Origin of the sequence: Hymenobacter antarcticus (genome assembly GCF_039539545.1) — a bacterium.
Classification (GTDB): domain Bacteria; phylum Bacteroidota; class Bacteroidia; order Cytophagales; family Hymenobacteraceae; genus Hymenobacter; species Hymenobacter antarcticus.
Genome location: NZ_BAABDI010000026.1, coordinates 44,040 through 70,316 on the forward strand (window position 1 = coordinate 44,040; position 26,277 = coordinate 70,316).

A 26,277-nucleotide genomic window follows, 5' to 3' on the forward strand; every position below is an offset into this window, starting at 1 on the left:
ACGCGTCCTGGCAGACATAGCGGCAGAAGCAGCGTCCAAGAAAAGACGGTTGAGAAAAAAACGGGCAACGCAGCCCCAACAGACAGAGAGCATCTTATCCAATTAGCTCGAAATCAACAGAAATCATGAAGTGTGCCTCAGCTAAAATTTTAGTAAAGAAGCAGACCCATTCTCTTCTGAACGGGGCGCATAACAGGGCGTACTATATTGGCGAGATGAGGCACCGACTAAAGCTGGGCAACACAGGTATTATCCGTCCTTCGGCATGAAAGACACGGCGCGCTGCTAATACGACGCAGAATGCTACACCGCAGTTCTTCGGCTGGCTGAATAGAACCGCTTGACGAAGGCCACTGCTTTTGCTTTGAACGTAGCTCCGGCAAGACAATTGGCTGTTGATTCTCTTGCTATTCAAAGAAAACAGCAAACGGTGCGTTCTTTAAATTACCGTTGCAGCGGGACGGACGGTAAGCCGGGAATCAAAAAATTCGGTTTCAAACAGTTCCTGCCTGACCTGCCCGACCAGCGCCAGGGCCTGTACTGCGTTTGCTATGCCTGCGTACGGGTATGCTTTTCGTACCAGCCAGTGTTCGTCCTGCTCGGTTTCTGAAACAAGGTCGGTGGTCTCTAATTCTGCTGCCTCACTCCGGCGAATGCCGATACTCAACGTCGTGGAAGGGTCAAACGCTGCCGTAACCGTCCATTTTAAATCCTTACGCTGAAGCGTTAATTCGTCGCCCCAGAAGCAGTCACTTGTTCCACACCGTTGCGACGTTTCAAAACCGAGTTGACTAATGAGCTCATCAGCCATGACATTCCGGTAGGTATGGCCGTGGTTAAAAGTTTGGTACAAAGGTTAAACGGGTAGCCGTTCGGTAGCCCAAAGCTGGGGCGGTCCGACGCCTGCTAACGGCACTTGGTAGAGCCCAGAAAGGTACGCCTTGCCGGCCCCTGCCAACTGGTGGTATTTTGGGGTTTTCTGTTACAACTCTCGTGAGACATCGTAAAGGTGATTTGAATTTCCACCAAACAAGAAGTAGCAGGGGCGTACGGCGTGTCCGGTGTACATTACAACGGCTTCCATCCTGCCCCGCCGTTTACGCTCGCAGCGAGTAAGCTTGATGAGCCGAGCCGATGGCCCGAGCCGTTGGCACAACAACATATTTTTCTACTTCAGTCCCCTAGTTATGAAGATTATATACGCCTGTGCCGTCCTGGCTATCAGTTCACTGTCACCGATTTCAAGCGCCCAAGCGCAGAGCCCCGTGGAGATGTTAAGAAATGCCAATCTTGACAAGGCAATCGCCAAATCCATTCGCACGAAAGACCCGGAATATACCTACGTAAAGGCCCAGGACGGTCGGTATACCATCGCCAAGGCGAAAAGCGTCGAGCTGTGGTTCAACAACTACACGAAGTCCGTGGAGGTGTACAAGTACACGGTGCGGGTCGGCCTGGCCGAGGCCAAGCGCTCCTTCGCCAGATTAAGGGCTGATTTCAGCCAGGGCAATATGGCCTACATAAGCAACGGCGACCCCAATTCCACGTGCTACGCCATCCAGCTGGAGCCCCTAAGCGCTACGAGCACGCGCGTGTCCTTTAGCTACGAGTGCGACTAAGGCACCGCTACCCCGTCCTGGCAGCACTCCCCTACTCGACCACCAGGCGCTCTACGGCCTGCGCCTCCCCGGTCTGCACGCGCAAGGCATATATGCCCGGGGCAAGGCCGGTGAGGTCGAGCGGGTACGCCACACCGGCTGGGGAAAGGGCCGTGCGGGCCACCCGGCCCACCGCATCGAGCAGAACTAGGGTGGCAGGTCCCCAGGTAACCGGCACCCGCAAGTCCGGCCTCGGTTAAAAGTTTGGTACAGAAGTTAAGCGAGTTGCTTCCAACCGCGGCACCTACACGCCAAAAACCTGCATGCGAAGTTTGTCAGGGCGGTTTGTACAGTGAAACGTCCCTATTTCTGTACCACTCGCCTAACCGTTTTACCCCAGGCAAATCGAGGTGAAAACCAGTCAGTTTAGTTCAGATAACTTGTTCAGCAATCAAAGTACAAACAACTTAGCCTGCGGCACGGGAAAACTGTACTCTAACGCCACCGATGGCCACCAGAATGCTTTAAAGGCGTATTTCTTGCTGGGGAAACGCCTGGTCAGTACCCCTATCCGTGTGAAAAGTGGTTGTTGACAAGTTCGCCAATTAACTTTTGGACCAAACTTTTAACCAAGGCCGATGCTGGACATAACGACAAACGGCCACCCAATCAGGTGGCCGTTTGTCTGATTGAACAGAGTTGCTCAATAAAAAACGGCCATTCTAATCTGGTTGACCGTTTTCAACGCCTAGCGCTTATGGCCTACCGAACCAGCACCAGGCGGGTGTGCAAGGGCGGGTAGCCGGGGCCGGTGACGCGCAGCAGGTAGGTGCCGGCGGACAGCGTGGCGGGCAGGGCCAGCGGCAGCGGCTCCTGGTCGGTGGCGGGGTGCAGCGCCTGGGTGTGTAGCAGGCGACCAGCGTTGTCGAGCACCTGCAGGGTGAGGGCCTGGCCAGCGCGGCCGGTGAGGTTCAGCGTGAGCGGCTGGCCGGGGTCGGCGGGGTTGGGAGCGACCGTCAGCGAAGCCGCCGGGGCCGGGCCGGCACCGGGGGCCACGGTGACGACGGGGCTGTAGTGGCGGGTACCGTCGGTGTCCTCCTGCTCCAGGCGGTAGTACAGCACCCCGGCCGGAGCGGTGGGGTCCAGGGTGGCGTACTGGCGCGCCTGGGCGGTGGTGCCGGCAGCGGCCTGGGTGGCAACGGCGGCGAAGAGGCGGCCATCCGCCGAACGCTGCACGCGGAACAGGCGGGCGTTGAGCTCCTGGGCCGTGGCCCATTGCAGCTGCACGCTACCAGCGGGCTGGCGACGGGCCGTAAAGGTGGTAAGGGTGACGGGTAGCGGGCCGCTGAAGGGCCGGGCCTGGGTGTAGCCAGTGGCAATGCGCAGGCCGTCAACAAGTAGCGGGGACGTACTAGGGCCCTGGCGCAGGGCGACTGAGCCGATGTTGGCCGGAGCCGAGCTGGCGGCCTCCGTGCTGGTGGCGTCGGCGGTGGCGGGCTCCGCCTGGCCCGGATTCACGTACAAGCGAGTTTCCGTGCCGGAAAGGCCGAACACGTAGCGCAACACCAGCAGGTAGGTCCGGTTCAGGTCGTACTCCGTGGGGGCGTACACCGTGGCCGTGCCGCTGCCGGAAACGCCGAACTGCACCTTGCCGCTGGTGGGGGCCGCTTTGACGAACAGGCGGGCGCGGAAGGTGGTGCTCAGTGGGTCGGGCCCGAGGTGGAAAAAGTAGTCGGCCGCGCTGGCGGTGTTCACGCGCACCAGCAGGGCCGCGTACACGTTCGTACCGGCCCCCTGACTGAGGAAGGGACGGTTCACGTCCTCCCCGGAGGCCACCAGGCTGGCGGCATTGCCGCTGGCCGGGGCATAGCCCGGCGCGCTCAAGCCCGCCGGCGAGACCAAAATCGGGCTGGTGCCCGCCGAACTGTGGGCCGTCCAGCCGTGGGCCGTGAGCGGGTCGCCGGCCGGGTAGTCGAAGTCCTCGGCCAGCAACAGGCCGGCCGGGGGAGTCGGCGTGGTGAGCGTCAGTTCGCCGTGGGGCGTGAGCAGGTAGTTCTCAGCCCCGCTGGTGGCGTTGTCGTTGTAGTCGAACACGGCGAAGGTGTATTCCGTGTTGGCCAGCAGGCCCGTCACCGTCAGCGACGGGACGCCGGCGGCCCCCACCACGTAGGTGCCGGGTGCCGGCTGGTCGCCCTGGCCGAAGGCGGCGTTGGCGGCATAGGTGGTGCCGTCCTGGGGCTGGAAGGACAGGCCCGGCCCCTGGGTGACGAGCACCAGCTGTTTGGTGCCGTTGCCGCCACTGAGGGCGAGCGTGACCGTGGTGGGGGCCACGGTGGTAGCGGTCAGGGTGCTGGCTTGGGTGGGCTCCGCAGCCAGGGCCACCGTGGCGGTCGTAAAGCTCAGCTGTTCCCCGTAACTAGTGCCTTTGGCATTAGTGGCGTAGGCCCGGACGTAGTAGGTGGTGTTGGGCAGCAAGCCGGACAGGGCGCTGACGAACGAGCCGGCACCCGTGCCGTCCTGGGTGAAATCGTCCTGGGTGGTGGGGGCCTCAGTCGTCGCGTACACGATGCCGCGCGCCGTCACGGGTCGGCCGCCCTCGTCGAGCACGGTGCCGCCGGCCGTGGCCGTGGTGCCGGCCACGGCCGATACAGCCGCCGTGCTCACGCTGGGCGGATAGGCCGGGGCCACCCCGGTGCCGCTCACCTCAACCCCCGGCTGACCGGGCAGGTCGGCCGAGGCCACGGTAATCGGGCCGCGGTAGGCCTGCGCCAGCTCGGGCACAAAGCGCACGTCGACGGTGGCCGTCAGGGTGCCGCCGGTGGGCGTGAGCGTCAGGGGGGCGCAGGAGAAGGCCGCCGAACCGGTGCGCAGCTGGAAGCCGGCCGGGGGCGTCAGCGTCACGGGGGCTGTGAGGCTGGTGCCGGACACGCTCAGGGGGGTGCTGGCGGAGGCTTGGCCCACCGGCACCGTGCCGAAGTCGGGCACGGGGTTGGGCGCGAGCGTGAGCGTCGGCGACGGCGTGGAAACGGTGATGGTGACCGGGGCGCTGGTGCCGGCCACGCTGCCGCAGGTGCTGGTCGCCTGGGCAACGAGGTAGTACGTGCCGACACCGTTGAAGTCAGCGCCGCGGGGCGTGTAAGTGGCGGCCGTGGCACCGCCGATAGCAGTACTGAAGGGGCCGCTGCTGCTGGTGGAGTAGAACCAGGCGAAGGACGAGGCCGCGGTGGCCGTGGCCGTAATCGGGGCACCCGTACCGGTGGTTGTCAGGCCCTGCGCCGCGGTGGGTGCCAGCGTCACGGCGTTGGTGGCGGGCGGGGTAGTGATGGTCAGGTTAGCGGTATTCGCGCTGCCCGTCGTGGCTGAAGCGGCGTGCACCACCCGAATGCGGTAGCCCGTGCCGGCGGCTGTTCCGGCCGGCAGGGTGGCGGCGATGGGGGAGGCAGTACCGGTACCGATAAGGTCCCGGGCTAGGTCAGCTGGGAACGTGCCGGCGGCGTCGGAGAGCTGGGCGGCGAACGTGCCAGTAAGGCCCCCGGTAGCGGTAAAGGGCACGGATACGGCCGCGCCGGTGGCAGCCGGCACGCAGAACGGGCTGCCCGTGATGGTACCCGTGGTGATGCTGGCCGGGGCCGGCGTGCCCGACAAGGTGGGCGTGAGCGTGAGGTTGTCCAAAGCCAGGCCCTGGGCGTTGGTGCTGCCGCCGGTGCCTACGTATGACCAGCGCAAGTAGAAGGTTCCCCCATCGGCCAGGTTCAGGGCCGTCAGGGCGACCGTCTTGCGCAGGCTGGTGGGCGGATTGACGACGGCATTTGCCCCGTCCGCGGCGTAGCTCTGCGAGCCGGCCGTTACCGGACCCGACCAAGTGGTGCCGTCGGGGCTGGTGTAGAACTGCCAGTCGAAGGCGCGGGTGCCCGTGCGGTATTTCTCCAGGTCAAACGCTACCTCCAGGTCCGTGAGGGTCTGCCCGGCGCTGTTGCGCACGGCCAGCAGCACGTGCCGGGGCGACAAATAGCTGCCCGTTGACAAAAAGCCCAGGGCTCGGTCCGTGCTGGAGGCCGTGACGCCGGTGGCAAAGTTATACGCCCCGCCGGAGGACGTACTGGTCAGGGCCCCGGTGCCGGAGGTGCCGCCGGCCTGCGTGGTGGCCGTGGTGGTACCGGTGCCGTACACGGGGGCACTTCCCCCGGTCAGCTCAAAGCCGGGGGGCAACGCGGCAGTAGCGCTGCTGCCGAGCCCATCGAAATTCTGGGTAACGGACGACGAGGTGGTGAGCTGTAACTGGGCGCGGGCCCCGAGGCTCAGCAGCAGCAACAGGGCCGTCAGCAGGCGGGAGCAGGTGGTATTGGAAAAAGCCATGGGGAAAGTCGGAGAAAACGAAAACGGTAGCACGCGGCGGGCCTAATTGGTGGGGCCGTTGTCGACCTGGGCCTCGACCACCTGCTGCACGCTGGTGGGCAGAGCGGAAAGGATATCGAGGCCGGTGGCGGCCTCGATGGCATCGACGCTGGTGCGGTACTGGCCCCAGTTGGTAGTCAGCCCGTTGTCGTTGGGCGTGTCGATGGCAATGATGCGGGTGGCCGCCGACACGCGGCTCACGTCGTTGTTGCCGACAGGCAAGACCACCACGACCTTCCAGATGCGCTGGGGCACCGTGACGCGGCCTTGGTCAATGGTGGTGGCAGACACCGACCGGTTGGGCTGGCCCGAGACGCGGATTTCCCCGTTGCCGCCGACCCCGTAGCTGCCCATGATGACGTAGAGCTCATTGCCGGCGTTGACGAGCGTCCGGCTATAGTTTTCCAGCGCGGCCCAGGTCTGCTGGTTGTTGGTGGGCGACTGGGGAATCATGTTGCTCATCAGGAAGGTGGCCGAGTTGTCGGCCACGGAACTGGTGCGGTCGGCGCTGGGACAGTTGTGCCCCCGGTCAAAGCCGGAGCCCGAGTAGCTGGTGCTCGTGACTTGGTACCAGCCGGCGGGCAGGGTGGCATCCGGACGGAAGTCGTCCTGGCGGGCGGCGGAGCCCAGCCAGACGGGGGCCAGGTACCAGCTCACCCAGTTGGGCTTGCCCTGGTCGCGGTGGTAGCTAAGTGCGTACTGAGACTTTTCCAGCAGGTAGTTGGTCGGGAAGGTGACGTCGGGAGTGGCCCCGCTGGGATTCCCCATGGTTAGGTGCTGGTTGTCTGCGGCCGCGGGCGGCTGGGAAGCGGTTGTGAAGGGCGCGACGGTGAAATTGTCGAGGTTGAGGCGGGACAGGCCGCCGGTCACCTTGCGCAGCTGGAACCGCACGCTGCCGGGCACGTTGACCGGGAAAGAAGCCGTTTGCAGGCGGTAGGAAAAGGCCATCACCGGCTCTCCTACCCGCACCCAGGTAGCGCAGCCCTGCGTCTGGTACCACAGCTCAAAGGCCGAGGTGGCATCCGTACCGTAGGTGCCATGCTGCACCGTGACGGTGCTGGCCCCGTCGGGCAGGAAGAAATCCATGGTCAGCGTGCCAGCCAGCTGGAGTCGGGCCGCCTGGGTGCCGGCCTTGTGGTCCTGGGCATCCGTGCCGAGCAGGGCATCGTCGAAAGTCCAGGAACCGGAACCGAGCACCACGGAACTAGCCGGGTAGGTCGTCTTAGTACCGGTGTCGAAGGATTCCGACGTGGTCGTTTGCGACCAGGCCGCCGGGGCGGCACTCAGGCTTAAGCCGGCGAGCAGCACCCCAGTGCGTGCCCCCCGCCAGAGGGTCAAGAAAGACATAAAGGAAGCTAAACAGGTGGCAGTGAGAAAAACGCACAATTTGAGACGTCAAAGTTACCACCCCTTACCACCGTGAATCTCATCCCTGCTCAATCGGCAACAATAACGAAACACGGGGGCGCAGGCACCCACCTTACGGGACAATCCAAGCGCGTACAGAATAGGGCGCGGGCCCTTCCACCACCCCAACTACTTCGTCCGGACAAGCCCTTTGGGCCCTGTGATGGGCAGAAGCGACCAAAAAAGCAGCGGCACACTCGCTATGCGTTTGGTCAACGTGGGTTCTGCAACAGCCACGAGGGTTATTCTTGCCGGATGTTCAGTTGAACGGTCGTTGGATTGACGGAGAAAGCCGTTCGAAAAACCCTCCGCAAAAAGGTCCCGAAAATCTGCATGTTTGGGGCCTTTGGCATGGGGCAGGAATCCATTCGGAAAACAGTGGTTTTTCGAACGACTATTTCTAACTGAGTAAGAATTGCGACTGTTGGCCTGGCAGAATAAATCAATTCCTCCCGGTCCGATTGAAGCGCTGCGGGTTCTTGTGGTCCTTGCTAATCGCCCCCAATTTCAATTCCTCCCGGTCCGATTGAAGCGAACGTGCGCCACTTGCTGGCGAAATTGGCTAGTATATTTCAATTCCTCCCGGTCCGATTGAAGCGACCGCATCCGGCCCGAACAGCAGGCGTTTCTCGAATTTCAATTCCTCCCGGTCCGATTGAAGCCGGAGCGCCGACGAACAAGGCGGTACAGGACGCATTATTTCAATTCCTCCCGGTCCGATTGAAGCTCGCAAGGCCAACGACGGGCTTATTCAGCTCACCCTATTTCAATTCCTCCCGGTCCGATTGAAGCCCATCAACGCGCCCACCGGCCAGCCCCTGCTCACCAATTTCAATTCCTCCCGGTCCGATTGAAGCTGAGTGCCCGCAGCGCCGGGGCCGGCCTGTTCCCATATTTCAATTCCTCCCGGTCCGATTGAAGCGGTGCTGGCCGTGGTGTACCGCAAGCGCATTCTTCCATTTCAATTCCTCCCGGTCCGATTGAAGCGGTGCTGGCCGTGGTGTACCGCAAGCGCATTATTCCATTTCAATTCCTCCCGGTCCGATTGAAGCACTACGACCTGCAGGCCGCCTGCGACCTCTACAACAATTTCAATTCCTCCCGGTCCGATTGAAGCCGGCGCTCTCTCCGGTATTTTCTCGCTCCTGACTCCATTTCAATTCCTCCCGGTCCGATTGAAGCCTTACTCTGCCCTCCCCCCCGGCTCACTTATTCACAAATTTCAATTCCTCCCGGTCCGATTGAAGCGCCGCGGTGCGCCCGTTTGCTGCGTGGCGCGGTACTATTTCAATTCCTCCCGGTCCGATTGAAGCCGCCAGCTCTTACTCCACCGCCACCGAGCCCAACACATTTCAATTCCTCCCGGTCCGATTGAAGCCCTCACCAACGCGCTGCTTTCCCTGCTGGCCCTCTAATTTCAATTCCTCCCGGTCCGATTGAAGCAATCTCCCCCAACCAGCACGGCTTCAGCCTTAGCCCATTTCAATTCCTCCCGGTCCGATTGAAGCCGAGCCCTGGCAGCAGTTCATTATCGCCAGCCTCTTATTTCAATTCCTCCCGGTCCGATTGAAGCCACCGGCAGGCCATGATTGCCACGGTCCTGCTGCAATTTCAATTCCTCCCGGTCCGATTGAAGCTAACTACTGTTTGCGCGGCACCCGCACCGAGAACAAATTTCAATTCCTCCCGGTCCGATTGAAGCCGCGCTTTTTGATTTTGTGAATCCACAGCTCCACCTATTTCAATTCCTCCCGGTCCGATTGAAGCGGCCCGCAGGTTCGCCGCCGTTACCAGCTACCAGGAATTTCAATTCCTCCCGGTCCGATTGAAGCCCGCCGATTAAGTCACAAGTATAGGCGTTTCCAGTCACTCAGGCCACATTAGGCGGCTCATAAAAATTGGAAAAGTCGTCGGTGACCGATAGTGCGATTTTGCCGGGGTATCGACAACCCTGTGAATCAGTAGCTTGCATTAGACAACAGCGTGAAGTCTAACCTTTTAGTCGTATGGCTATTCGACCGACGACATGAGCGGCTCACAGGATATTGTCCAGGCGGCTGCGCTCGCGGCCTACTACTTCCTTCTCCAGCCACTGTTGGGTGCGGCTTTTGAAGAGGATGACGCTGTCCTCTTCCTCGTCCAGGATGTCGCGGGCTTTGGCCAGCAGTTCGGCTAGTTTCACCTCGCTGATTTCGCCTTCAAATACCGAGTTTTGAATCCAGTGCAGGTAGCGGCGGCAGAGTTTCAGCATGCGTCCGACGCGCTGCTGCTTCATATCGTAGACGAGAATAACGTACATGCGACTACCACCAGGCTTTAAAGGGTTGGTATTCCTCAATGCTGAGCAGATGCTTGGTCAGCTTGTAGCACTCCAACTTGATGAGGTGCTGGTAGCTCACGCTGCGGTTGAGGCGGCGGTGCTGGATGGTTTCCTTGAGCCGCTCCTCGAACACGCGCACGAAGGTTTTACGCCCCGTCTCCTTGAGCAGGCAGCCGTCGAGCTCGCGCACGAAGTCGCGGGGTTGGATTTCCTTCTTGTTGAGCAGGCGGAAGATGGTGCGGTCCACCAGCAGCGGCTTGAAGATTTCGGCCAGGTCGAGGGCCAGGGAGAAGCGCCGGCTGCCAGGTTCGTGCAGGAAGCTGATGGTGGGATTTAGCTGGGTATGGTAAATCTGTGACAGGCAGACCGCGTAGCAGAGCATATTGCCGAAGGAAAGGAGGGCGTTCAACTCATTCTGGGGCGGCTGGGTGCTGCGGGTGCCGAAGCTGAAGCCCGGCACGCTCACCAAGCGCTCAAAGCAGCGGTAATAGGTCTGGCGGATGTTGCCCTCGTAGCCCATGATTTCGGCTACCGTGCCGGTGTGGGGTAGGGCGGCCACGTAGAGTTCAATCTGTGTGATTTCCTCGGCTACCTGGCGGCCTCGGCTCTGGTAGTAGCGCAGGTTTTTCAGCAGGTTGAAGGCCGCGCCCTCCACCAGCTTGCGGGCCAGCACGAGGCGCTTTTTAAGGCTGGTGTAGTGGCCCGTCTGGGCTACCTGCAAGCGGCCGGCCAGCAGGTATTCCTTGGCCATAAAGGAGCCGGTGTAGTGCTCGTAATAGTCGAAGAAATGCACCGATACTCCGTTTTTGCCCAGGAAATTATACAGTGCCGAGTTGGCATCGAGCGCGCCGAACACAAAGAGGTCGGCCACGTCTTCAATGGGCAGAAAGCGCGTCTGGGCATCGGCCCCTTTTTCGTCGTAGGCGGTGTATTTAAGGGTGTTGTCCTGCCGGCTCATGCGGCCGGGGTTGAAAAGGTAGTAGGTCTTTTTCATGGGCTTACTCGGCAACGTAGCAGAACTCGTAGTAGGCGCACTGCTGGCAGAAGGGCTTGTTGATGACCGGCGGGCAGGCCGTGCCGTCGGCTAGTAGCGCCCGCAGGGCGGCCAGCTCTTCGGGGATGCGGGCGCGGTCCTCGTCGCTGAGCTCCACGGTCTGGGTCTGGCGCAGCTTCGGGTACTCCAGAATGGCGGTGGGGCCGGCCACACCGTGCTCCTCCAGCAGCCAGAGGTAGTATTTTACCTGCGCCACGTTGGATGCCTCCATCTTGTTCGACTTCTTTAGCTCGTGCACCACCTTGCGCTGCGGGTCGTAGAAGGAGAGCATCAGAAAGTGTGGGGCAGTCGGGTTCAACCGCTTCTTAGGGTCACCTTGAGAAGCGGTACTTACCGCTGAAAGGAATGAACCAGCCAACTACCCCTCGCCCTGCTGCCCGACTGCCCCACACTTTTTGATGCTCTCCTACTGTCACTGAAAATTTTGGTGAGCAAAAGGCAAGGTGAGCTAACACAGGTAACACAAATAATATTTGTATCACTTACAACATGGGTAACATTTGTACACATATCTTTGCCTCATGAGCAAGGTTCTAGCATTTACGAATCAAAAGGGTGGGGTTGGCAAAACCACATCCACGGCCAACATCGGCGCGGGGCTGGTACGCGCCGGCAAGCGGGTACTGATTGTTGACCTGGACCCGCAGGCGAACCTGACCAAAGGCCTGGGTCTGGTCGATGCTGATAAGAATGTGTACGGCGCGCTGTTGAAAGAATATCCGCTCAAAGCCTACAAAGCGCATGATATGTGGCTGATTGCTGGCTCGCCGGCGCTGTCGGCATTCGAGAGGAAGGTAGGTGACGAGGTAGACCGCGAGTTTCTATTAAAAGAGCTTCTTGAACCCGTACGCGAGAAATTCGACTACATTCTGCTCGATTGCCCACCCGCATTGGCGCTGGTCACGCTCAATGCCTATACATGCTCACAGGAACTTTATATTCCCTTGGAAGCCCAACTGTACGCCACCGACGGCCTGGAGAAGGTGCTGGATTTGGTGCGTCGGGTGCAAAACCGAATGAATCCCGAATTAAGGGTTGGCGGCATCTTTTTCACCCGTCACGATGCCCGTAAAGTCCTGCGCAGAGAAACTGCCGAGCAGATTCGGACCAAGTACCCCAATCTGGTGCTGAATAGCTTCATCAGGGAATCGATAGCCTTGGGGGAAGCCCCTCACCTGGGGAAGGACATCTTTACTTATGCTCCGACAAGTGCCGGGGCTTCCGACTACCAGACGCTGGTTGCGGAGATTCTCACCCGCTAAGCCAATCATGTCCCATGGCCAAAACATTTAAAAACCTTTCCCCTGCCGGTGAGTCGGCCGCCCTAAAACCGGCATCAGAAATGGACTTTTTCGACCTTTCTGTTGGTAGTATTCCTGCCCAAAAGCCTGCGAATAAAATAGTTACTAAAAACGCACTTAGTAATCCTAGTAATACCAGTAACACAGGTAAGACTAAAAGACTGATTAAACCGGTTGTCATAGCTGCTCCAGTGGCGCTTGAGGCCGGCGATGCTGCGGATGGGGTACGTCAGACGTTCGTTCTCAGCCGTGGCCATCTGGAGCGGTTACGTGACTACGTCCACGCGCGCCGGTCACAGGGTGATTATACTTACTCGCAGAAGCAAGCTTTGCAGGAGGGGCTGGACCTTTTGTTTGCTACTGCAGCGCCCGCAGCGCCCCGCCCTGCCCAGACCCGTGAGCAGGAGCAGCAGCGCCGGGAGCGCATCCAGCGGGGCCGGCAGGTAAGGAACGGTGAATAGCCAAGAAGTCGTTGGAGCAAGAGCCAGCGTTAATAAAACTCCTTTGCAGGCCTAAGCAGGCAGCGGAAGTGTGCGAAATATCAGCGTAAGCCGCACATTTTCAGAAATAAACCGCCAGCGTTTTTGGTTACCTTGAGCTTGTCCGTTTTGTGGTCATAAACAAACTTGAAGAGCTGGTCCTTGAGTTTCTGGTCACCCAGAATCTGTGCGACCAGCTGGGGCTGAATAATGCCCAGGTTCAGCAGGTGCTGACGGGCTGCTTCTACTTTATCCCCGGTGACAGGTGGTTGCTCCAGGAACAGAGGTGGTTGCGCAGTTTTCTGGCGAGTAATAGAGAAGCGTATATTGTTAAAGGCACGGCCTTTTTTGATAAACTCATACTTAATCTTCAGCTCAGTGTGCTCGCTTATCTGGTCAACCGCCACATCCAGTACCCGCAGCTTTAACTGACTGATATTCTTGAATAGCTCCTTCGTTTTGACTTCCGGGTCATTCTTGTGACTTTCCGACTCCTGCAGTTCTTCCTCCGGGGCTTGTATTTCGTTGTTTAGGTCTTTCTTTTTGCTTTCCGAACTTTTCTTTTTGCTTTCTGGCCCTTTCAGGTACATCATGTACTTGAATTCGTCCAGCGAATAGATTTTTGTCTCGTCTTTATCTTTCCATTGGCTGACCAGTTGGTAGATGCGCTTCGCGTACTTACTGGTCAGCTTTAAGGCTGATTCTAGTTCGTAGGAAGTGAAATTCTCTTTGAGGTCAAATAAGTAAGGTCGGATTGACTGCGTCAAGACAATGGCGATGTGCCCTCCCCCCATCATGTACTCTACCCTATCCATCATCCACAACTGAGTGCGTTTCTTCTCGCCATCGACTACAAACATTCGGGAGCCCATGTCAGAAGTTGCTTCCTGTAACTGCTGATAATTCCATTGACGGCCGGTTTTGGCCTCCATTTCCTTCAAATAGATAGTGTACACCTTATCCGGAGCATCTGCCTTTCCCAGGCACGAGAGCAAAAAGAACATGATGTCCATCTGGCAGGCGCTGTAATCGTAACGTGCTGTGGTGATGACGTTATGCTGGCGTACCTCCTGAGGGCGGCCGGGTGCTTCGGAAATGGGTGGCTGCTCCATAGAAAGGATGAGATGGGCAGCAAATATAAGGTAATAAATAGTTATTAACCACGCATAAAAACTTTAGTGGTTTTAAACTTATAAAACGTGGTTATTCAACTTATAAAACGTGGTTTTAAACTTATAAAACGTGGTAGCTAGCTTATAAAACGTGGTTTTAAACTTATAAAACGTGGTTTTAAACCAATATATACTACTGATTATCAGACTATTGTGCACCCTACAAATAGACAAATAATTAAAAATATCACAAAGGTTGTTGTCGTTTTTTTTTAGCTTTTAAGATTAGATATGAATCAACTGGCCAGCTCGGATAGGCAAAAAACAAAAACAAACAAAAAGAATCAGACAACACAAGTATTGATTGCACTTTATAAATAATAAATTTTATTTATCTAATTTAAAACCACTTTTTATAAGCCAACTCAGTCATTGCGGTTTATTGGGGAGAAAAGGACAGGCAACAACATAAAGGCACCTGAAAAGGGCTTTTTACCGCGTATTCAATGCCTACAAAAGTTGATTTTATAGGTATAATACAATTTAGGGTAAATTCAATGTGGCCTTTCAGCTCGAAAAACCACGTTTTATAAGCTCTGTATCTATGTGCACACATGGATAATACATCTTATTGGTATGATATGCTCAAAAAGAGAAACTCGGAACTTCCCATAGAAAGTATAATTCTTTAGAATTGCTATATTTTAAAGTCGAAACAAGTTGTCTTGCAACTTCACAAGTTCCATTGACTGCTTTGAAGCAAACTATAGAATAAATGCCGCTTGCTTTGCCCTCATCACAGCGTGGGATGCTCAAGTATTGCTTATAAGCTATTTGTTCATTATTTTTGCACGTTCACTAAGAATGAATCATTGAAAATAATGAACACTCTGGAACAACAAGTATTACTGAGGCTCGCTAGCCAAGCACTCGAGAATCAACTGCAACTGTCGGTTTATTTGGATGAGGGCGAGAAAACGGAAGCAGGCAAAGCGATGTATGCCTTGCACCGAGCCGACGGCTGGCTACGTATTGGTGACCAGGCACAGCCTTTCCTGCTGGAGGCTAAGGCCAAGCTGGGAAAAAATACTGTTGCCCAGCTTCGCCACCTAAGCGAGAAGAACGCCGTGGTCCTGGTTGCCCCATACATTCCGGACGCGCTTGGCATAGCTTTGCAACGCATGGGCGTTTATTATCTCGATACGGCTGGCAACGCTTACCTGCGTATGCCGGATACGGGTGGGCTGATTCTCATCCGTGGGCAACGCCAGCCCACAATAGGCAAGCAAGTGCAGCACCGCGCCTTTCAGCCTGCCGGCGTGCAACTGCTCTACCAACTACTACGTGAGCCAGCGCTCCTGCAGGCTTCGTACCGCGTGCTTGCCGAGCAAGCCCAGGTCGCCCTGGGTTCGGTCAGCGTGCTGCTGCGCGGCTTGCAGCAGTTGGAGCTATTGCGCGACGAAGGGGGCAAACGCCGCTGGACCAATTCGGCGCAGGTGCTGCACCGCTGGGTGGCGGCCTATGGTGAAGTCGTGCGGCCCCGGCTACATGGGCAATGCTACCGCTGGCTTGATGCCAATACGGCCCGCCAGGGCTGGCAGGACCTGGAACTAGGGCCGGACATGGCCTGGGGCGGAGAACCGGCGGCTCACCTGCTGCTGGAGGGCTACCTGTTGCCCGAGTATTTCACGCTCTACACGGCAGCCTCCCGCGGGGAAATAATGCGCCGGCTGCGCCTGGTACCCGATGAGGCGGGCAAAGTGGAAGTGCTTCCCCCCATGCCCACGACGCTGGGACCGGGCCGTCCCCTACCCCAGGCCGTGCACCCATTGCTCGCTTATGCGGACCTTTACCTGACGGCCGAGCCCCGCAACCGCGAGGTGGCCCATCTGCTGCATGAGCGCTACCTACCCTATCTCGCCTGACGAGCTCCACCCGGTGGGCATGGCCGCTGCAATGGTCGCCCTGCAACGGGGATTTGATTACTTCGGCATTGACTTTTACATCATAGGCGCCGTGGCCCGGGATATCTGGCTGAGTCAGATACACGAAGAGCCCATCCAGCGCATGACCAAGGACCTGGACCTAGCCGTGCTGGTCAATGACGAGACCCAGTACGAGGCACTGCTGGTGTGGCTGACCGAAAAGGAAAGCTTCGTCCGGACCGGGCACAGTGCTTTTTGCCTGCTCTATCAGCCACCTAGTGACGTTAACAGCGTTACGGTGGACCTGATGCCCTTCGGGGCCATCGCGGACGAGGCGGGGGACGTGTACTTCTCCGGCCGGGGCATGGAACGCATCTCTACGGTGGGCTACGAGGCCGTGCTGAGCGGAGCAGCGACTATGACTACTCCGGCCGGCCAGCAGTGGCAGGTAGTCACGCTTCCTGGTCTGGTAACGCTGAAACTGATTGCCTGGCAGGACCGGCCCGAGAAGCGGGGGAAGGACGCGCTGGACGTGCGGAGTTTGCTTCAACGCTATTTCGACCTGGAGCAAGATGCGATTTATGCCAGCCATCACGATTTGTTCGACGAGAATGACACTGCGGACCCGGGCTTGTTTCTGCAACTGGTGGCGACCCGCGTGTTGGGGAGGCAGCTGCAGGTATTGCTCAAGAGCGAACCCATACGCACGCGGTTGCTGAATCTACTCCGCGCCGAATTGCAGGTTGGCGACCAGAGTCAGCTGGCACGGGCAATGAGTCAACCCCAGTACCGCGATGAGCCAGCAGTACCAAGTCTGGAAAATAGTTTGGCGCTGTTGGGAGCATTACTGACAGGGTTGCTGGATGGCGTAGGAGAAGGGTAAGGCAAAGTTCAGTTGCAAAGTCTTCAGCGGACATCGTTAAGGTGGTTACCACAGCTTAATAAGTGATAACATAAGTAACATAAATATTTTTAGTAATACAGGTCATAATGGTAATATGAGTAACATAGATATCACTAATAACAATGGTGTCTATAGTAATACAGTTAACATTGGTGTCAGTAGTAACAAGGATAATATCAGTGTTATTTTCAGCCCTGTTATTGACTTTGCTGGTAGAGTTAGTGAAAGAGGACTTATCTACATCCACTGGATGGTGATAGTCATACCCAGAGTAAAAAATATTTTGCGCCCGTAGCATGCTATACAAATTCTGACAACACTAATAATATGAGTAACACAGATAATATAAATAACATTAGCTATTGCGAGTTTTGGCAAGCGGTACCCGTTACAATGAGGAGCCCCAATTGAAAAAGCCAATGTTATAGACTGTACAGGTATCTCAGGCAAGGTATTCGTTCACTTGAGGAAGAAAGGATTTCTAATGTCGGCTATTCATGTCAGAAACCAGCCTGTAGTCAACGAACTGTTCGACTATGGGGTGTCTTCGCTCCAGATGGGAATGGATGGCTTAGAAGGCTTATTTAATACTATAGCCCGGTGCTGCTCAACCCAAGGTGCCGTAATGACAATCCTTGGCTGGGCGAGCAACTGGAAATCGACTGAATCCTTTCTGAAATAAATAGGATTCGAAGACCTGGCTACCCTATCTTGCCAGTGATGCAGGGTTTTTGAGTGACGGTACTTTTAAAAGATGCGAGCAGATGAGCAGGGTGTGCCAGGTTTGCGGAGATTCATTAGAAGGGAAGAGAGCGGACGCCAAGACCTGTGCTTCGGGATGTTGTAACGTACTATCGGCTGAGCGGAAGAAAAGTCGTGCCGGAGTCACGCCGAGGCAAGGTGATACAGAAGCTTTGCTGGAAGCGAAACTGGTCTGGATTGAGCAGTACGTACAAGGATGCCGTGCATTGATGGAGGGAAAAAGTACGCGACCAAGACAAGTGATGATGCTTCGGACGTTGTTCGAAATTGAGGAGGCGGCGCGTAGTGTGCTACCCGAATCAGATGCATCGACAAGCCCCGGTCAACGTTCAGAGGAGAAATGGAATTTGCTTCGAAGGGTGGGCTGGGTCTGAAAACCGAACCATCCCAAACCCCATTCAGCCTCTGACTTAAGTGTCATTAAGCCCTAAGCAAGAAAACAGGCAGTGATTTTCCAGCGGCCCGCTATCCATTGTAAGACGTAAGGCAGTGGGGGGAGGCAATGTTATGTTCTGTCATACAAAACCTGACTTTTAACAGTTAACCATTCTTCGCTCCTAAATCAGAGCTCCAATTCATAGCATTCGAACTACTCATGGATACTCCTAATCCCGAAGACAAAAAGGGGGGGCGTAAGCGCCTCAGCAAGGCCGTTTACAAGCGTGACCCGAACGCGCCCGACAAGGCACCGATGAAGCCAGAGGAGCTTGCTTACAGCAAGGTCTTTAGTCTTCGCTTTACCCAAAGCGAGTGGGAAAGCATCACGACCAAGGCGGCGCTAGGGAGTGTCACGCCCACGGTCATTGTACGGGCCGGCGCACTGGAGCTGGAGCTGCGCGCCGTGCTGAGCCGGGTGTGGACGTTGGAAGAACGGGCCGAATACCGGGAACTCGTCAACGCGACCAACTACTACATGAAGAAAGCTGAGCGGAAGGATTTGGAACCTGAAGAGCGGAGACAGATGCAAGAACTGTACGTTGAGATGCGGCGGTTGCTAGACACTCTGGTGCCAGCCAGAATAGAACAAAAAGAAGACAAGTCATGATTGGAAAACTGTACCCCGACGACTCCTTTGACAGGCTTAGTGCCTATGTTCTGCAACAGGACGGGAAGCAGGCCGAGGTGCTTGCGGCCAACGGAGTGCGCGTGAGCAGTGCCGAAGAGATGGCGGCTGACTTTGAGTTTCAGCGCAGCACCCGGCCTGAGATAACGATGGCCGTGGAGCACGTGTCGCTGGCCTGGCTACCTAGTGAAACAGAGAAACTGACTAACGAAGTGATGACGCAAGCTGCCATGCTATACATGCATAAGCGTGATATCGACCCAGAGCAAACACAGTGGGTACTGGCCCGCCATTTTGATGAAGACCATCCACACTGCCATCTGCTGCTGAACCGGGTAACAAACAACGGAGGGGTAGTGCCCAACAATCTTAATCAGGTAGATAGTGCGGTGGCATGCCGGAAGGTGGAGGCCGAAATGGGGTTTGCAGACGCAGCCAAGATTGGCACTGCCAATAAGCTGGCGCAGGCGGAAAAGGACGGAGAACCGAAAGAAAAACTGGACAGGCTGCACCTGAAAGCGGTGCTGGTGCAAGCGCTGGAAAAGCACCTGCCAGCGGTTACTACCGTTGCGGAGCTTCAGGAGGCGCTGGCAAAAGATGGCGTCAGACTACAACCCACCTTTCAGGAAGGTAAGTTGAGAGGGGTCGTCTTTACAGCTGACGCTTACCCCGGGCTGCACATGACAGGGACTGAAGCAGGTGCACAATATCGCGGTGGGCAGCTGCGAAAGACCCTGGAAGAGCAGGCGAGCAAGGCGCAAGCGCAACAAGAGGAGCGTGCGGCACAGGAAGCAAGGGAAGCACAACTACGGAAAGCAGCGCACGAGATACAACAGACTCAGCAACTGGAAGCCCAGATGAATGCCCAATTTCGGGAGGTGTTGTTGGCTGCCCTGAGTAAACAGTTGTCGGGAGCGATGAACATAACAGAGCTGCAAACGGGTCTTGCAACCGAAGGCGTAACCGCCCGGTCCAGCTGGCAGGCCGATGGCCAGCTGCAGGAAATCAGCTTTACGGCGGCAGCATTCCCCGGCCGGGAGCTGAGCGGTGCAGCGCTGGGCCCCGAGTACGAGGCTGCGACACTGAGCCAGACGTTGACTGACCAGGCGACGCAGCGGGCATCCGAACAGCGCGAAGCCGAACAGCGGGCAGCCCAAGAGCTACGCGAATTCATCCGGACGCAGCAGCAACAGGTATCTAAACTCGAGGACGATGAGAAACAGGCAGTTTCCCAAGGGGATTATGGACTCGTCGCTGAAATCAGGTATGGTACGCTGGTCGAGGCAACCACTCAGCTGACGGCTTACCAGGAACAGGCCCAGGCCACAGCGGCCGGGCGCGAAGTGTTGAATGAACTGGCAGTCGAAGATAAAAAGCGCGCAGACCTGCGCCAGCAATTGCAGGACGATGGGAAGAAGGCGCTTCTGCACCCTTTGCAGGGAGGGCGGGGTAACTGGCGTAGCTGGACGGATTATAAGGAACAGGTACATCAGCTGGGCTTCGACATTCTTGAAATCCAAGGCCAGATGCCGAAGCTGCAGCATACCACAAGCGGTGAGATGCTGGACCTGACGCTGGTGCAACCGGGCGGGGAGAAAGCTACAGGTCTGCGCAATCAGGTGAATGAGGAAATACAAGCGCAGGAAAATGCCCGGTTAATAGCAGAAGACATGTTCAAGTACCGGCTGGTTCTCCGCAATTTTACTTCTCTGTCTGAGCTGGACAAGCAAATGCCAGAGCAAGGCTATCGCAGCGTGGTGCAACCCGATGGTACGAGGTGCGTGCAAGAGAAGGCCAGTGGCCGGCAGTTCAGGCTGACGGAACTGCACCCCGATGGCCAGCCCCTGGAAGCACAGCTGGCGGCTGCTATTACTATACGGCAGCAGGAGTTACAGCGGGGGCAACTGGTGGTGAGCTCCGGCCCGGGTGGGTCGGCTGCCGAGCGGGCTGACTATTTCCAACGCGTCCTGGAGGCCGCCGGGGCACAGGTTCTCGCGGGAGCCGGGCCGGTGGGGGCCGGTAAGGTGGTGCTGGAGTACCGCTATGAGTGGGACGGAGCCAAGCTGGAAACCGTGAATCAGGCGCTGCGGCAAGTACAGTCGGCCCCGGACGTGCTGGTTCGGGAACAGAGCAAAGGATTTGACCAGCCCGAGGCAGCGTGGCCCGTGCGGACGGGGGAGTATGGGTTGGCTGTGCTGGTGGTGCTGGCAAGTGACAAGGACAAAGTAGAAACCGTTACCCGTAAGCTGGAGGAGAATGGTGGGTGGGTGAACGTAAAGCGGTCGAACCCGGATGGCACAATAGAGCTGGATATGGGGTATAAGACGCAGCATCCAGACTTTCCGGCGCTGAACGCAATGCTGGACAGGTGGGCTTCAACTACCTCGCTGAAAGTGCAGGAGACGGTCTACGGTGGCAATGTTCGCGAAGAGGTGCGCCAAGCCGTGGCCGAATCAACGTCCAAGATTGATAAAGCGCTAGTTCCACCGGCACCCGCATCGATATCCATCGATGATTATGAGATTGATTAGATGCGCAGACTGCTGAGAGCCTTGTAATTGTTGTATGTTCAGAGCCAGGCTTCTTGTGGCACTGGACTGTCGCACCATCTCTGATTCCCCGATTCAAAACCACGGTTGTAGATGTCTGGCAATGCCTTCTAATGATATGGAAGCATTCCTGTTGATTCCCGAGGCAGAGTGGCAACAGATTGTAAGTCGCCTGGAGCGCCTGGAAAAAGCCGTGCAGCAACAGGCGAAAGAAACCGAGGTATTGCCGCCGGATGAAATTCTGACGGTCCGGCAGGCCGCTGCCCGTCTGGGCATGACCCCGGAAGGCATCCGCAAAGCGCGACGGGCCGGCCGGCTCAAGGGGGTGCGCATCAACGAAAAGGAATGGGGATTTTACACCACGGAACTGCACCGCTACCAGAACCGCTACAACCGGAACCAGTATAACCAGATGGGTTGAGGCCACCCGGCGTGCCCGCCGAACCCATTGGCGCCTTTCGAAACAAGCCTGTCGAAACGCAGGCCACCGCTGTGGTGCAGGTACCTGCTCACCCGGGAACAACACCAAGTACCAAACTGTCGGGTGGGTCGTTGCGGTGCCTCAACCCGCTAATTAATCAGGTGGCCATAAATTCCTGACCTTTGTCGGGTCCTCATTGCTTATTGATGAAAAAGCTGTTGCCGTCTTTGCGCTTTCCCACCCTGGCCGTGTGCCTGTTGCTGGCGGCCTGTCAGAAAGAAGCCGTGACCCCGGGCGCTCCCACGTCGCCTGTAGGTCCTATAACACCTTCTCAGCCCCTCACGGAGCATCTCACTCTAGGCAACCCCAGTGGTGCCACCGCGGATGTCGGGCAGCCCACCAATTACCTGCTCAGCAAGCCGCAGTACGCCCTGAGCTACCACCGCGACCGCGGCATTCCCAACTGGGTCAGCTGGCACCTGAGCACCGATTGGCGCGGCAGCGCCGCCCGCCAGGACGACTTCCGCCCCGACAACGCATTGCCCGCCGGCTGGTACCAGGTGCAGGCCACCAGCTACACCGGCTCGGGTTTTGACCGGGGACATAACTGCCCCAGCGCGGACCGCACCAACACCGTCGCCGATAACTCGGCCACGTTCCTGATGACCAACATGATGCCCCAGGCTCCGCGCAACAACCAGCAGACCTGGGCCGACCTGGAAGATTACACCCGCACGTTCCTCAACAGCGGCAACGAAGTCTACATCATCTGCGGGAGCTACGGAAGGGGAGGAACCGGCACCAACGGCTACGCCACTACGCTCGACCAGGGCCGGGTCACCGTACCCGCCCGCTGCTGGAAAGTGGTCGTCATCCTGCCTGCCGGCACCGACGACGCAGCACGTGTTACTGCCGGCACCCGCGTCATCGCCATTGACACGCCCAACGACAACAGCCTCAGCACTACATGGGGCACGTACCGCACGAGCGTCGACGCCATTGAAACCGCGACCGGCCTCGACCTGCTTTCTGCTGTGCCCACTGCCGTACAGCAAGCCCTGGAGGCGCGGGTTGATAACGGGCCCACGAGTTGAGAGAAGCAGCATAAATTCCGGTGCTCATTCCGGTAAATAATGCGTTGCCATCCAGTTAATTAGGCGGCATTATTTTGAATCTTATCCGGTAACTTTTTGGCCGTCCAATGCCCGTCATCCCCGGTGAGCAAGCCATTGCTACCATCCTCAAGCACGACAACAAAACCACCAGCTACAAGATAGCCCTGCTGAGGGCCATCAACGACGTGGTGCTGATGTACCCCGACGTGGGCCGGCAGGGCCAGGATGTGGCCGTGCCCCTGAATCGGCTGGCCGAGCTGTGGGTGGCCTACTACTGGCCCTTTGCCGATGCGCAGCAGCCCATTTACCAGGGTGCCCGCGCCGTCCGTGACAATGGCGTCCGCAACGACGTTGCTTTCCGCCCCGCCCTGACCCAACTTCGCGCCGAATGGAAGCAGTTGGTGCAGCTCACGCCTCAGCCCGCCGACGGTTTCTTCCTGCTCACCGAGATGCGAACGCCCCGCCGCCGGGCTACCTATCCCCCCGCGCTGCAGCAGGCCTACCGGCAGACCGTCGCGGCCACGGCCAAAGCCCTGGCGATGCCCATCAAGTACGCTGGCCCGGGCCACTGGTCGGTGTTTGATGCCCCCGCCCGTTACGACCAGTTGCCCCTTTCCATTCACCCCCTGCCAGGTACCCTGCCGGCAGAGGTGTGTGTCGTGGTGCCGGCCAGCCTGTGGGAAGCCTTTCACCGGCTCTCACTCTACGTCGAAGCCCTCTGCCTCCACGAGTGGTGCCTGTTCACCGAAGGCGTTACCCAGGACTACGACAACCTGGCCGCCCGCGGCACGGTCTATACACTGCTCACCGCCCGCCCTGACAACCGCCGCCCGCTATCGTGGGAGCGTAACCAGGTCGACATCCTGCTACACGAAAACCATTCGTTCACCTGCCCCTGGACGCAAAAGCACCTTACCAAGCCGCAGCACTATGACCTCGACCACCTGCTGCCCGTGGCCGTGTACCCTGTCAACGAACTCTGGAACCTGCTGCCCGTCGACCGCGACTTCAACCAGCACACCAAACGCGACAAAGTGCCTGACGCCCGGCGCCTCGCGGCCGCCGAACCCCTGCTGGCGGCGGCGTACAGTACCTACCACTGGTCGCCTGCCCTGCTAAAAGCGATTCGGGAAGACGCCGCCCTGCGCTTTGCCGGCCTGCGCACCGACCATACCTTCGCCGCCGTACTGGCCAGCCGCGCCGTGCGGTTCATCGATGACGTTGCCGCCGCCCGTTACGTTCAACGCTTCTAGGCTGACTCATGCCGTACCCCAAACTCGTCCGCGACCGCATTCCGGCCATCATTGCGGCATCCGGCCGCCGGTGTCGCACCACAGTGCTTGCGAAACCGGCCTTCCGCGCGGCGCTGCTGGCCAAGTTAGTCGAAGAGGCGTAGTAAGTGCAGGCGGCAGTTTCCGGGGATATGCTTGCCGAACAGGCCGATGTGCTGGAAGTAGTTGACGCGCTGCTTGTCTTTCACCAACTCACCCTATCGGCCTTGGTTAAAAGTTTGGTCCAAAAGTTAATTGGCAAACTTGTCAACAGTCATTTTTGCACGGATAGAGGTACTGACCAAGCGTTTCCCCAGCGAGAAATATGCCTTTAAAGCAAACTGGTGACCATCGGGGGCGTTAAAGTACAGTTTTCCCGTCTCATAGGCTGAGTTGTTTGTACTTTGATTGCTGAACAAGTTTTCTGTAACAAATAGGCCTGTTTTTCATCCAATGTGCCCAATGGCAGATGGTCTGCAAAATTGTACAGAAATAGAGATATTTGACTGAACAAACAGCTCCGGTACCCTCTGAATGCAGGATTCTAGCCGATATGTGCCACGTTTGGAAGCACCTCGTTTAACTTCTGTACCAAACTTTTAACCGAGGCCAGTAACAGCCAGTATTTTACATCTTGTGAACGACCGTTTACAACATGTAAAAGGGCCTAGCGGCCTATTTAAACCACCGTTTTGCTAAACTTAGGATTAGACTGCTGGCCTTTATTAAAATTTTGGTGCAAATGTTAAGCGGTCTGTTAATTAGGGACCATCCAAAAACAAGTCTACCCAACTCTCTCGCCGTATTCTTAGCTCAGGGATTCGCTCTTGGACTATGGGCAGGATAACGAAGAAGGAATGGGTAGGTTTTTAACTGGGAGCTCCCTTACTGACCACGTTCCCGGTTGTATGAGCCTACTTGCGGCCGGCAAAAAAATCCATCACGGTCCTGTTGAATTCTTCCGTTACCTCAGTGGGTGCTTCGTGCCCGGCTTTCCTGAATATTTTCAGTGTTGAGCCGGGGAGCTTTCTGGCTATCAAGGCCGTGTGCTCTCGTTTGACGATGTCATCTTCACCCGCCATTACCAGAACTGGCACCGTGACTTTTGCCAGTGCATCCGGCTGAACGTGCGGCTCGGTCAGCAACAGGTTCTTCAACCGGTAATTCATGTCCGCCTCCGCAATGCCCTTGTTTTTCATCTCCGCAAGCTGCTTGCGGAGCAAGGCATTCAGCTTGGGCGATATCGACGTGTTGTCGTTGTAGAGGACGGCCGCCATGGACGCCAGCTTTTTCACCTTGCGCGGATGCTTCATGGCCAGCAGGAGGCCGATATTCCCCCCGTCGCTCCAGCCCAGCACGTTCGCGCTATCGATACTCAGAAAATCGAGAAATGCAGCCGCGTCATCGGCAAACAGCTCGTAGGTGAGCCTCGTGCTGTCGGCACTGGAGTTGCCCTGACCCCGGCTGTCCAACGCGATTACCTGGTATTTTTTAGCTAATTCCGGGATTTGCCGGCTGAAGGAGGCAATGGACATGTTATTGCCGTGCAGCAGCAGCAACGGCTCGCCCGCGCCATATATCTCGTAGTAGAGCCGGATGCCGTTTACGGGAGCGTATTTCCCCAGCCGGGTATTTTCGCCGTACTCTTCTGACTCCGCTAGAGAGTTGTCAATAAGCAAGGAGTGCTGGCCGGACTTGAATTTTTCGGTCGTCAGCCGGACGTTGGACAGGTCTTTAAAATTGCTAACGTACCAAGGCTTTAGACTCTCGTTTTCAAAACCGGAATTACCAAGCGGGATGCTCACCGTCTTGTTTTTGCTTTTGATGAGCAGCTCAAAATCATCGAAATAATACTTTCCTCTGCCCGAAAAGAACATTCCCACCGACAGCTTATTGGCCTGCTTGTCAATGGCGCCGGAGATGGACACAGCAGTCCAGGCACCAAGCTTGTAGTTTTCCATGCCGTCCTTATCGAAGTACCCTTTGATAGTTTTGGCGTCCAAGGAGGTAACGGCGCAGGCAATGGCGCCGCCATTTTTTGACTTACCCTCAATCAACAGCTGACCCCGTACTTCGAATGTGCAATTTGGGTAGGCAGTAATGTCAATTGCCTGCAGCAGATAGGACATTTTATCCTGGGCATTTGCGGTAAGTGCCCCGCACAGCAGGGAAAACAGGAATAGTATTTTTTTCATTTCATCAGGATGGGGAATGCGGCAGTACCACCAACCGGTGGAACGGCAAAGAAAACGTGCTTATCTAGCTATACAGGCGCAAGCCAGTTGCCGGCAGATGTGGGACAAGCAACAAGCGTTGTCTAGCTAGGGAAGAAAAACGTAGCCTGGCGTTTACTAACAGGAGGTGCTTGGGAGCCTGTCTACTGGTTAAGTACTAAAATCCGTTACTTTTCCATGCAAACCCAAACTCGCACCGATTCCCAGAAGGTGCTTATAACGGATGTTACGTTAAGTGCCGATTCCGCGAAGGGAGCCCGCCCGCAGCGGGCCGTTTTCCCTTTCCTGTCCCATTAGAGTGCCGTCGCTATTTGCAAGCAATCCGTTACTATTGCTCCTGGACTGTTTCTAACTAATTTCATCAGCT

19 protein-coding genes and 1 CRISPR repeat array are annotated in these 26,277 nt (G+C 57.1%); of the genes, 10 read left to right on the forward strand and 9 right to left on the reverse strand.

From position 1 onward, the window contains the following. Window positions 1–439: 439 nt before the first annotated feature. Window positions 440–811, reverse strand: coding sequence for a hypothetical protein (locus ABD819_RS16325; RefSeq protein WP_345125968.1), 372 nt, complete (start codon window positions 809–811; stop codon window positions 440–442). Window positions 812–1,187: 376 nt separating this feature from the next. On the opposite strand from ABD819_RS16325, the gene ABD819_RS16330 reads away from it, so the two are divergent. Then, window positions 1,188–1,619 (forward strand): hypothetical protein, encoded by a 432-nt coding sequence (locus tag ABD819_RS16330; RefSeq protein WP_345125970.1) that lies wholly within the window; start codon window positions 1,188–1,190, stop codon window positions 1,617–1,619. Window positions 1,620–1,650: 31 nt separating this feature from the next. Here the strand turns inward: ABD819_RS16330 and ABD819_RS16335 are convergent, their stop codons facing one another. The 6 genes from ABD819_RS16335 to ABD819_RS16360 form a co-directional block, all read right to left on the reverse strand. Then, complete coding sequence (locus ABD819_RS16335) at window positions 1,651–1,842, reverse strand: T9SS type A sorting domain-containing protein (protein WP_345125971.1); 192 nt, start codon at window positions 1,840–1,842, stop codon at window positions 1,651–1,653. Window positions 1,843–2,360: 518 nt separating this feature from the next. Next, window positions 2,361–5,954: a hypothetical protein gene (locus tag ABD819_RS16340; RefSeq protein WP_345125973.1), complete on the reverse strand. Its 3,594-nt coding sequence runs from the start codon at window positions 5,952–5,954 to the stop codon at window positions 2,361–2,363. Window positions 5,955–5,996: 42 nt separating this feature from the next. After that, window positions 5,997–7,340 carry a DNA/RNA non-specific endonuclease gene (locus ABD819_RS16345; RefSeq protein WP_345125975.1) on the reverse strand — a complete coding sequence of 448 codons (1,344 nt, stop codon included), beginning with the start codon at window positions 7,338–7,340 and terminating at the stop codon, window positions 5,997–5,999. A 499-nt stretch (window positions 7,341–7,839) separates the two neighbouring features. After that, a CRISPR array of direct repeats spans window positions 7,840–9,232; the repeat unit is 29 nt; unit sequence ATTTCAATTCCTCCCGGTCCGATTGAAGC. A gap of 203 nt (window positions 9,233–9,435) precedes the next feature. Then, window positions 9,436–9,699 (reverse strand): CRISPR-associated endonuclease Cas2, encoded by a 264-nt coding sequence (gene cas2 / locus ABD819_RS16350; protein WP_345125976.1) that lies wholly within the window; start codon window positions 9,697–9,699, stop codon window positions 9,436–9,438. A 4-nt stretch (window positions 9,700–9,703) separates the two neighbouring features. Beyond that, window positions 9,704–10,714, reverse strand: a complete 1,011-nt coding sequence (gene cas1b, locus ABD819_RS16355) for a type I-B CRISPR-associated endonuclease Cas1b (protein WP_345125978.1) — start codon at window positions 10,712–10,714, stop codon at window positions 9,704–9,706. A 4-nt stretch (window positions 10,715–10,718) separates the two neighbouring features. Continuing rightward, complete coding sequence (locus ABD819_RS16360) at window positions 10,719–11,045, reverse strand: Dna2/Cas4 domain-containing protein (RefSeq protein ID WP_345125980.1); 327 nt, start codon at window positions 11,043–11,045, stop codon at window positions 10,719–10,721. A 250-nt stretch (window positions 11,046–11,295) separates the two neighbouring features. On the opposite strand from ABD819_RS16360, the gene ABD819_RS16365 reads away from it, so the two are divergent. Together ABD819_RS16365 and ABD819_RS16370 are read left to right on the forward strand one after the other, a co-directional pair. Beyond that, window positions 11,296–12,036 carry a ParA family protein gene (locus ABD819_RS16365; RefSeq protein WP_345125981.1) on the forward strand — a complete coding sequence of 247 codons (741 nt, stop codon included), beginning with the start codon at window positions 11,296–11,298 and terminating at the stop codon, window positions 12,034–12,036. Window positions 12,037–12,050: 14 nt separating this feature from the next. Next, a complete protein-coding gene (locus tag ABD819_RS16370) occupies window positions 12,051–12,536 on the forward strand; it encodes a hypothetical protein (protein WP_345125983.1) in 486 nt (161 codons plus the stop codon). Between the two features lie 80 nt (window positions 12,537–12,616). Here the strand turns inward: ABD819_RS16370 and ABD819_RS16375 are convergent, their stop codons facing one another. Further along, complete coding sequence (locus ABD819_RS16375) at window positions 12,617–13,666, reverse strand: replication initiation protein (RefSeq protein WP_345125985.1); 1,050 nt, start codon at window positions 13,664–13,666, stop codon at window positions 12,617–12,619. Window positions 13,667–14,847: 1,181 nt separating this feature from the next. On the opposite strand from ABD819_RS16375, the gene ABD819_RS16380 reads away from it, so the two are divergent. The 7 genes from ABD819_RS16380 (at window position 14,848) to ABD819_RS16410 (ending at window position 23,658) form a co-directional block, all read left to right on the forward strand. Then, complete coding sequence (locus ABD819_RS16380) at window positions 14,848–15,591, forward strand: type IV toxin-antitoxin system AbiEi family antitoxin (protein WP_345125988.1); 744 nt, start codon at window positions 14,848–14,850, stop codon at window positions 15,589–15,591. Further along, complete coding sequence (locus ABD819_RS16385; RefSeq protein ID WP_345125990.1) at window positions 15,563–16,474, forward strand: nucleotidyl transferase AbiEii/AbiGii toxin family protein; 912 nt, start codon at window positions 15,563–15,565, stop codon at window positions 16,472–16,474. Before ABD819_RS16380 ends, ABD819_RS16385 begins: the two co-directional genes overlap by 29 nt. A gap of 1,378 nt (window positions 16,475–17,852) precedes the next feature. Next, window positions 17,853–18,302, forward strand: a complete 450-nt coding sequence (locus ABD819_RS16390) for a hypothetical protein (protein WP_345125992.1) — start codon at window positions 17,853–17,855, stop codon at window positions 18,300–18,302. Further along, entirely contained in the window at window positions 18,299–20,851 is a 2,553-nt protein-coding gene (locus ABD819_RS16395; RefSeq protein ID WP_345125994.1) for a relaxase/mobilization nuclease domain-containing protein, read from the forward strand. Before ABD819_RS16390 ends, ABD819_RS16395 begins: the two co-directional genes overlap by 4 nt. A gap of 136 nt (window positions 20,852–20,987) precedes the next feature. Further along, the gene (locus tag ABD819_RS16400) at window positions 20,988–21,290 is read left to right on the forward strand and encodes a helix-turn-helix domain-containing protein (protein ID WP_345125996.1); all 303 of its coding nucleotides are present in this window, start codon (window positions 20,988–20,990) and stop codon (window positions 21,288–21,290) included. Between the two features lie 206 nt (window positions 21,291–21,496). Beyond that, window positions 21,497–22,384 carry a DNA/RNA non-specific endonuclease gene (locus ABD819_RS16405; RefSeq protein ID WP_345125997.1) on the forward strand — a complete coding sequence of 296 codons (888 nt, stop codon included), beginning with the start codon at window positions 21,497–21,499 and terminating at the stop codon, window positions 22,382–22,384. Between the two features lie 107 nt (window positions 22,385–22,491). Further along, complete coding sequence (locus ABD819_RS16410; protein WP_345125999.1) at window positions 22,492–23,658, forward strand: HNH endonuclease domain-containing protein; 1,167 nt, start codon at window positions 22,492–22,494, stop codon at window positions 23,656–23,658. A gap of 932 nt (window positions 23,659–24,590) precedes the next feature. Here ABD819_RS16410 and ABD819_RS16415 read toward each other — a convergent pair. Continuing rightward, window positions 24,591–25,871, reverse strand: a complete 1,281-nt coding sequence (locus ABD819_RS16415; protein WP_345126000.1) for an alpha/beta fold hydrolase — start codon at window positions 25,869–25,871, stop codon at window positions 24,591–24,593. Window positions 25,872–26,277 lie beyond the last annotated feature (406 nt).

What these genes read in the sequence shown, in the direction of transcription:
- ABD819_RS16400 (WP_345125996.1), top strand. Translation starts at nt 20,988, where the DNA reads ATGGAAGCATTCCTGTTGATTCCCGAGGCAGAGTGGCAACAGATTGTA.
- ABD819_RS16325 (WP_345125968.1), bottom strand. Translation starts at nt 811, where the DNA reads ATGGCTGATGAGCTCATTAGTCAACTCGGTTTTGAAACGTCGCAACGG.
- ABD819_RS16415 (WP_345126000.1), bottom strand. Translation starts at nt 25,871, where the DNA reads ATGAAAAAAATACTATTCCTGTTTTCCCTGCTGTGCGGGGCACTTACC.
- ABD819_RS16370 (WP_345125983.1), top strand. Translation starts at nt 12,051, where the DNA reads ATGGCCAAAACATTTAAAAACCTTTCCCCTGCCGGTGAGTCGGCCGCC.
- ABD819_RS16330 (WP_345125970.1), top strand. Translation starts at nt 1,188, where the DNA reads ATGAAGATTATATACGCCTGTGCCGTCCTGGCTATCAGTTCACTGTCA.
- ABD819_RS16340 (WP_345125973.1), bottom strand. Translation starts at nt 5,954, where the DNA reads ATGGCTTTTTCCAATACCACCTGCTCCCGCCTGCTGACGGCCCTGTTG.
- cas2 (WP_345125976.1), bottom strand. Translation starts at nt 9,699, where the DNA reads ATGTACGTTATTCTCGTCTACGATATGAAGCAGCAGCGCGTCGGACGC.
- ABD819_RS16360 (WP_345125980.1), bottom strand. Translation starts at nt 11,045, where the DNA reads ATGCTCTCCTTCTACGACCCGCAGCGCAAGGTGGTGCACGAGCTAAAG.
- ABD819_RS16395 (WP_345125994.1), top strand. Translation starts at nt 18,299, where the DNA reads ATGATTGGAAAACTGTACCCCGACGACTCCTTTGACAGGCTTAGTGCC.
- ABD819_RS16365 (WP_345125981.1), top strand. Translation starts at nt 11,296, where the DNA reads ATGAGCAAGGTTCTAGCATTTACGAATCAAAAGGGTGGGGTTGGCAAA.
- ABD819_RS16390 (WP_345125992.1), top strand. Translation starts at nt 17,853, where the DNA reads ATGGATACTCCTAATCCCGAAGACAAAAAGGGGGGGCGTAAGCGCCTC.
- ABD819_RS16380 (WP_345125988.1), top strand. Translation starts at nt 14,848, where the DNA reads ATGGGCGTTTATTATCTCGATACGGCTGGCAACGCTTACCTGCGTATG.
- ABD819_RS16345 (WP_345125975.1), bottom strand. Translation starts at nt 7,340, where the DNA reads ATGTCTTTCTTGACCCTCTGGCGGGGGGCACGCACTGGGGTGCTGCTC.
- ABD819_RS16410 (WP_345125999.1), top strand. Translation starts at nt 22,492, where the DNA reads ATGCCCGTCATCCCCGGTGAGCAAGCCATTGCTACCATCCTCAAGCAC.
- ABD819_RS16405 (WP_345125997.1), top strand. Translation starts at nt 21,497, where the DNA reads ATGAAAAAGCTGTTGCCGTCTTTGCGCTTTCCCACCCTGGCCGTGTGC.
- ABD819_RS16375 (WP_345125985.1), bottom strand. Translation starts at nt 13,666, where the DNA reads ATGGAGCAGCCACCCATTTCCGAAGCACCCGGCCGCCCTCAGGAGGTA.
- ABD819_RS16385 (WP_345125990.1), top strand. Translation starts at nt 15,563, where the DNA reads ATGAGCGCTACCTACCCTATCTCGCCTGACGAGCTCCACCCGGTGGGC.
- cas1b (WP_345125978.1), bottom strand. Translation starts at nt 10,714, where the DNA reads ATGAAAAAGACCTACTACCTTTTCAACCCCGGCCGCATGAGCCGGCAG.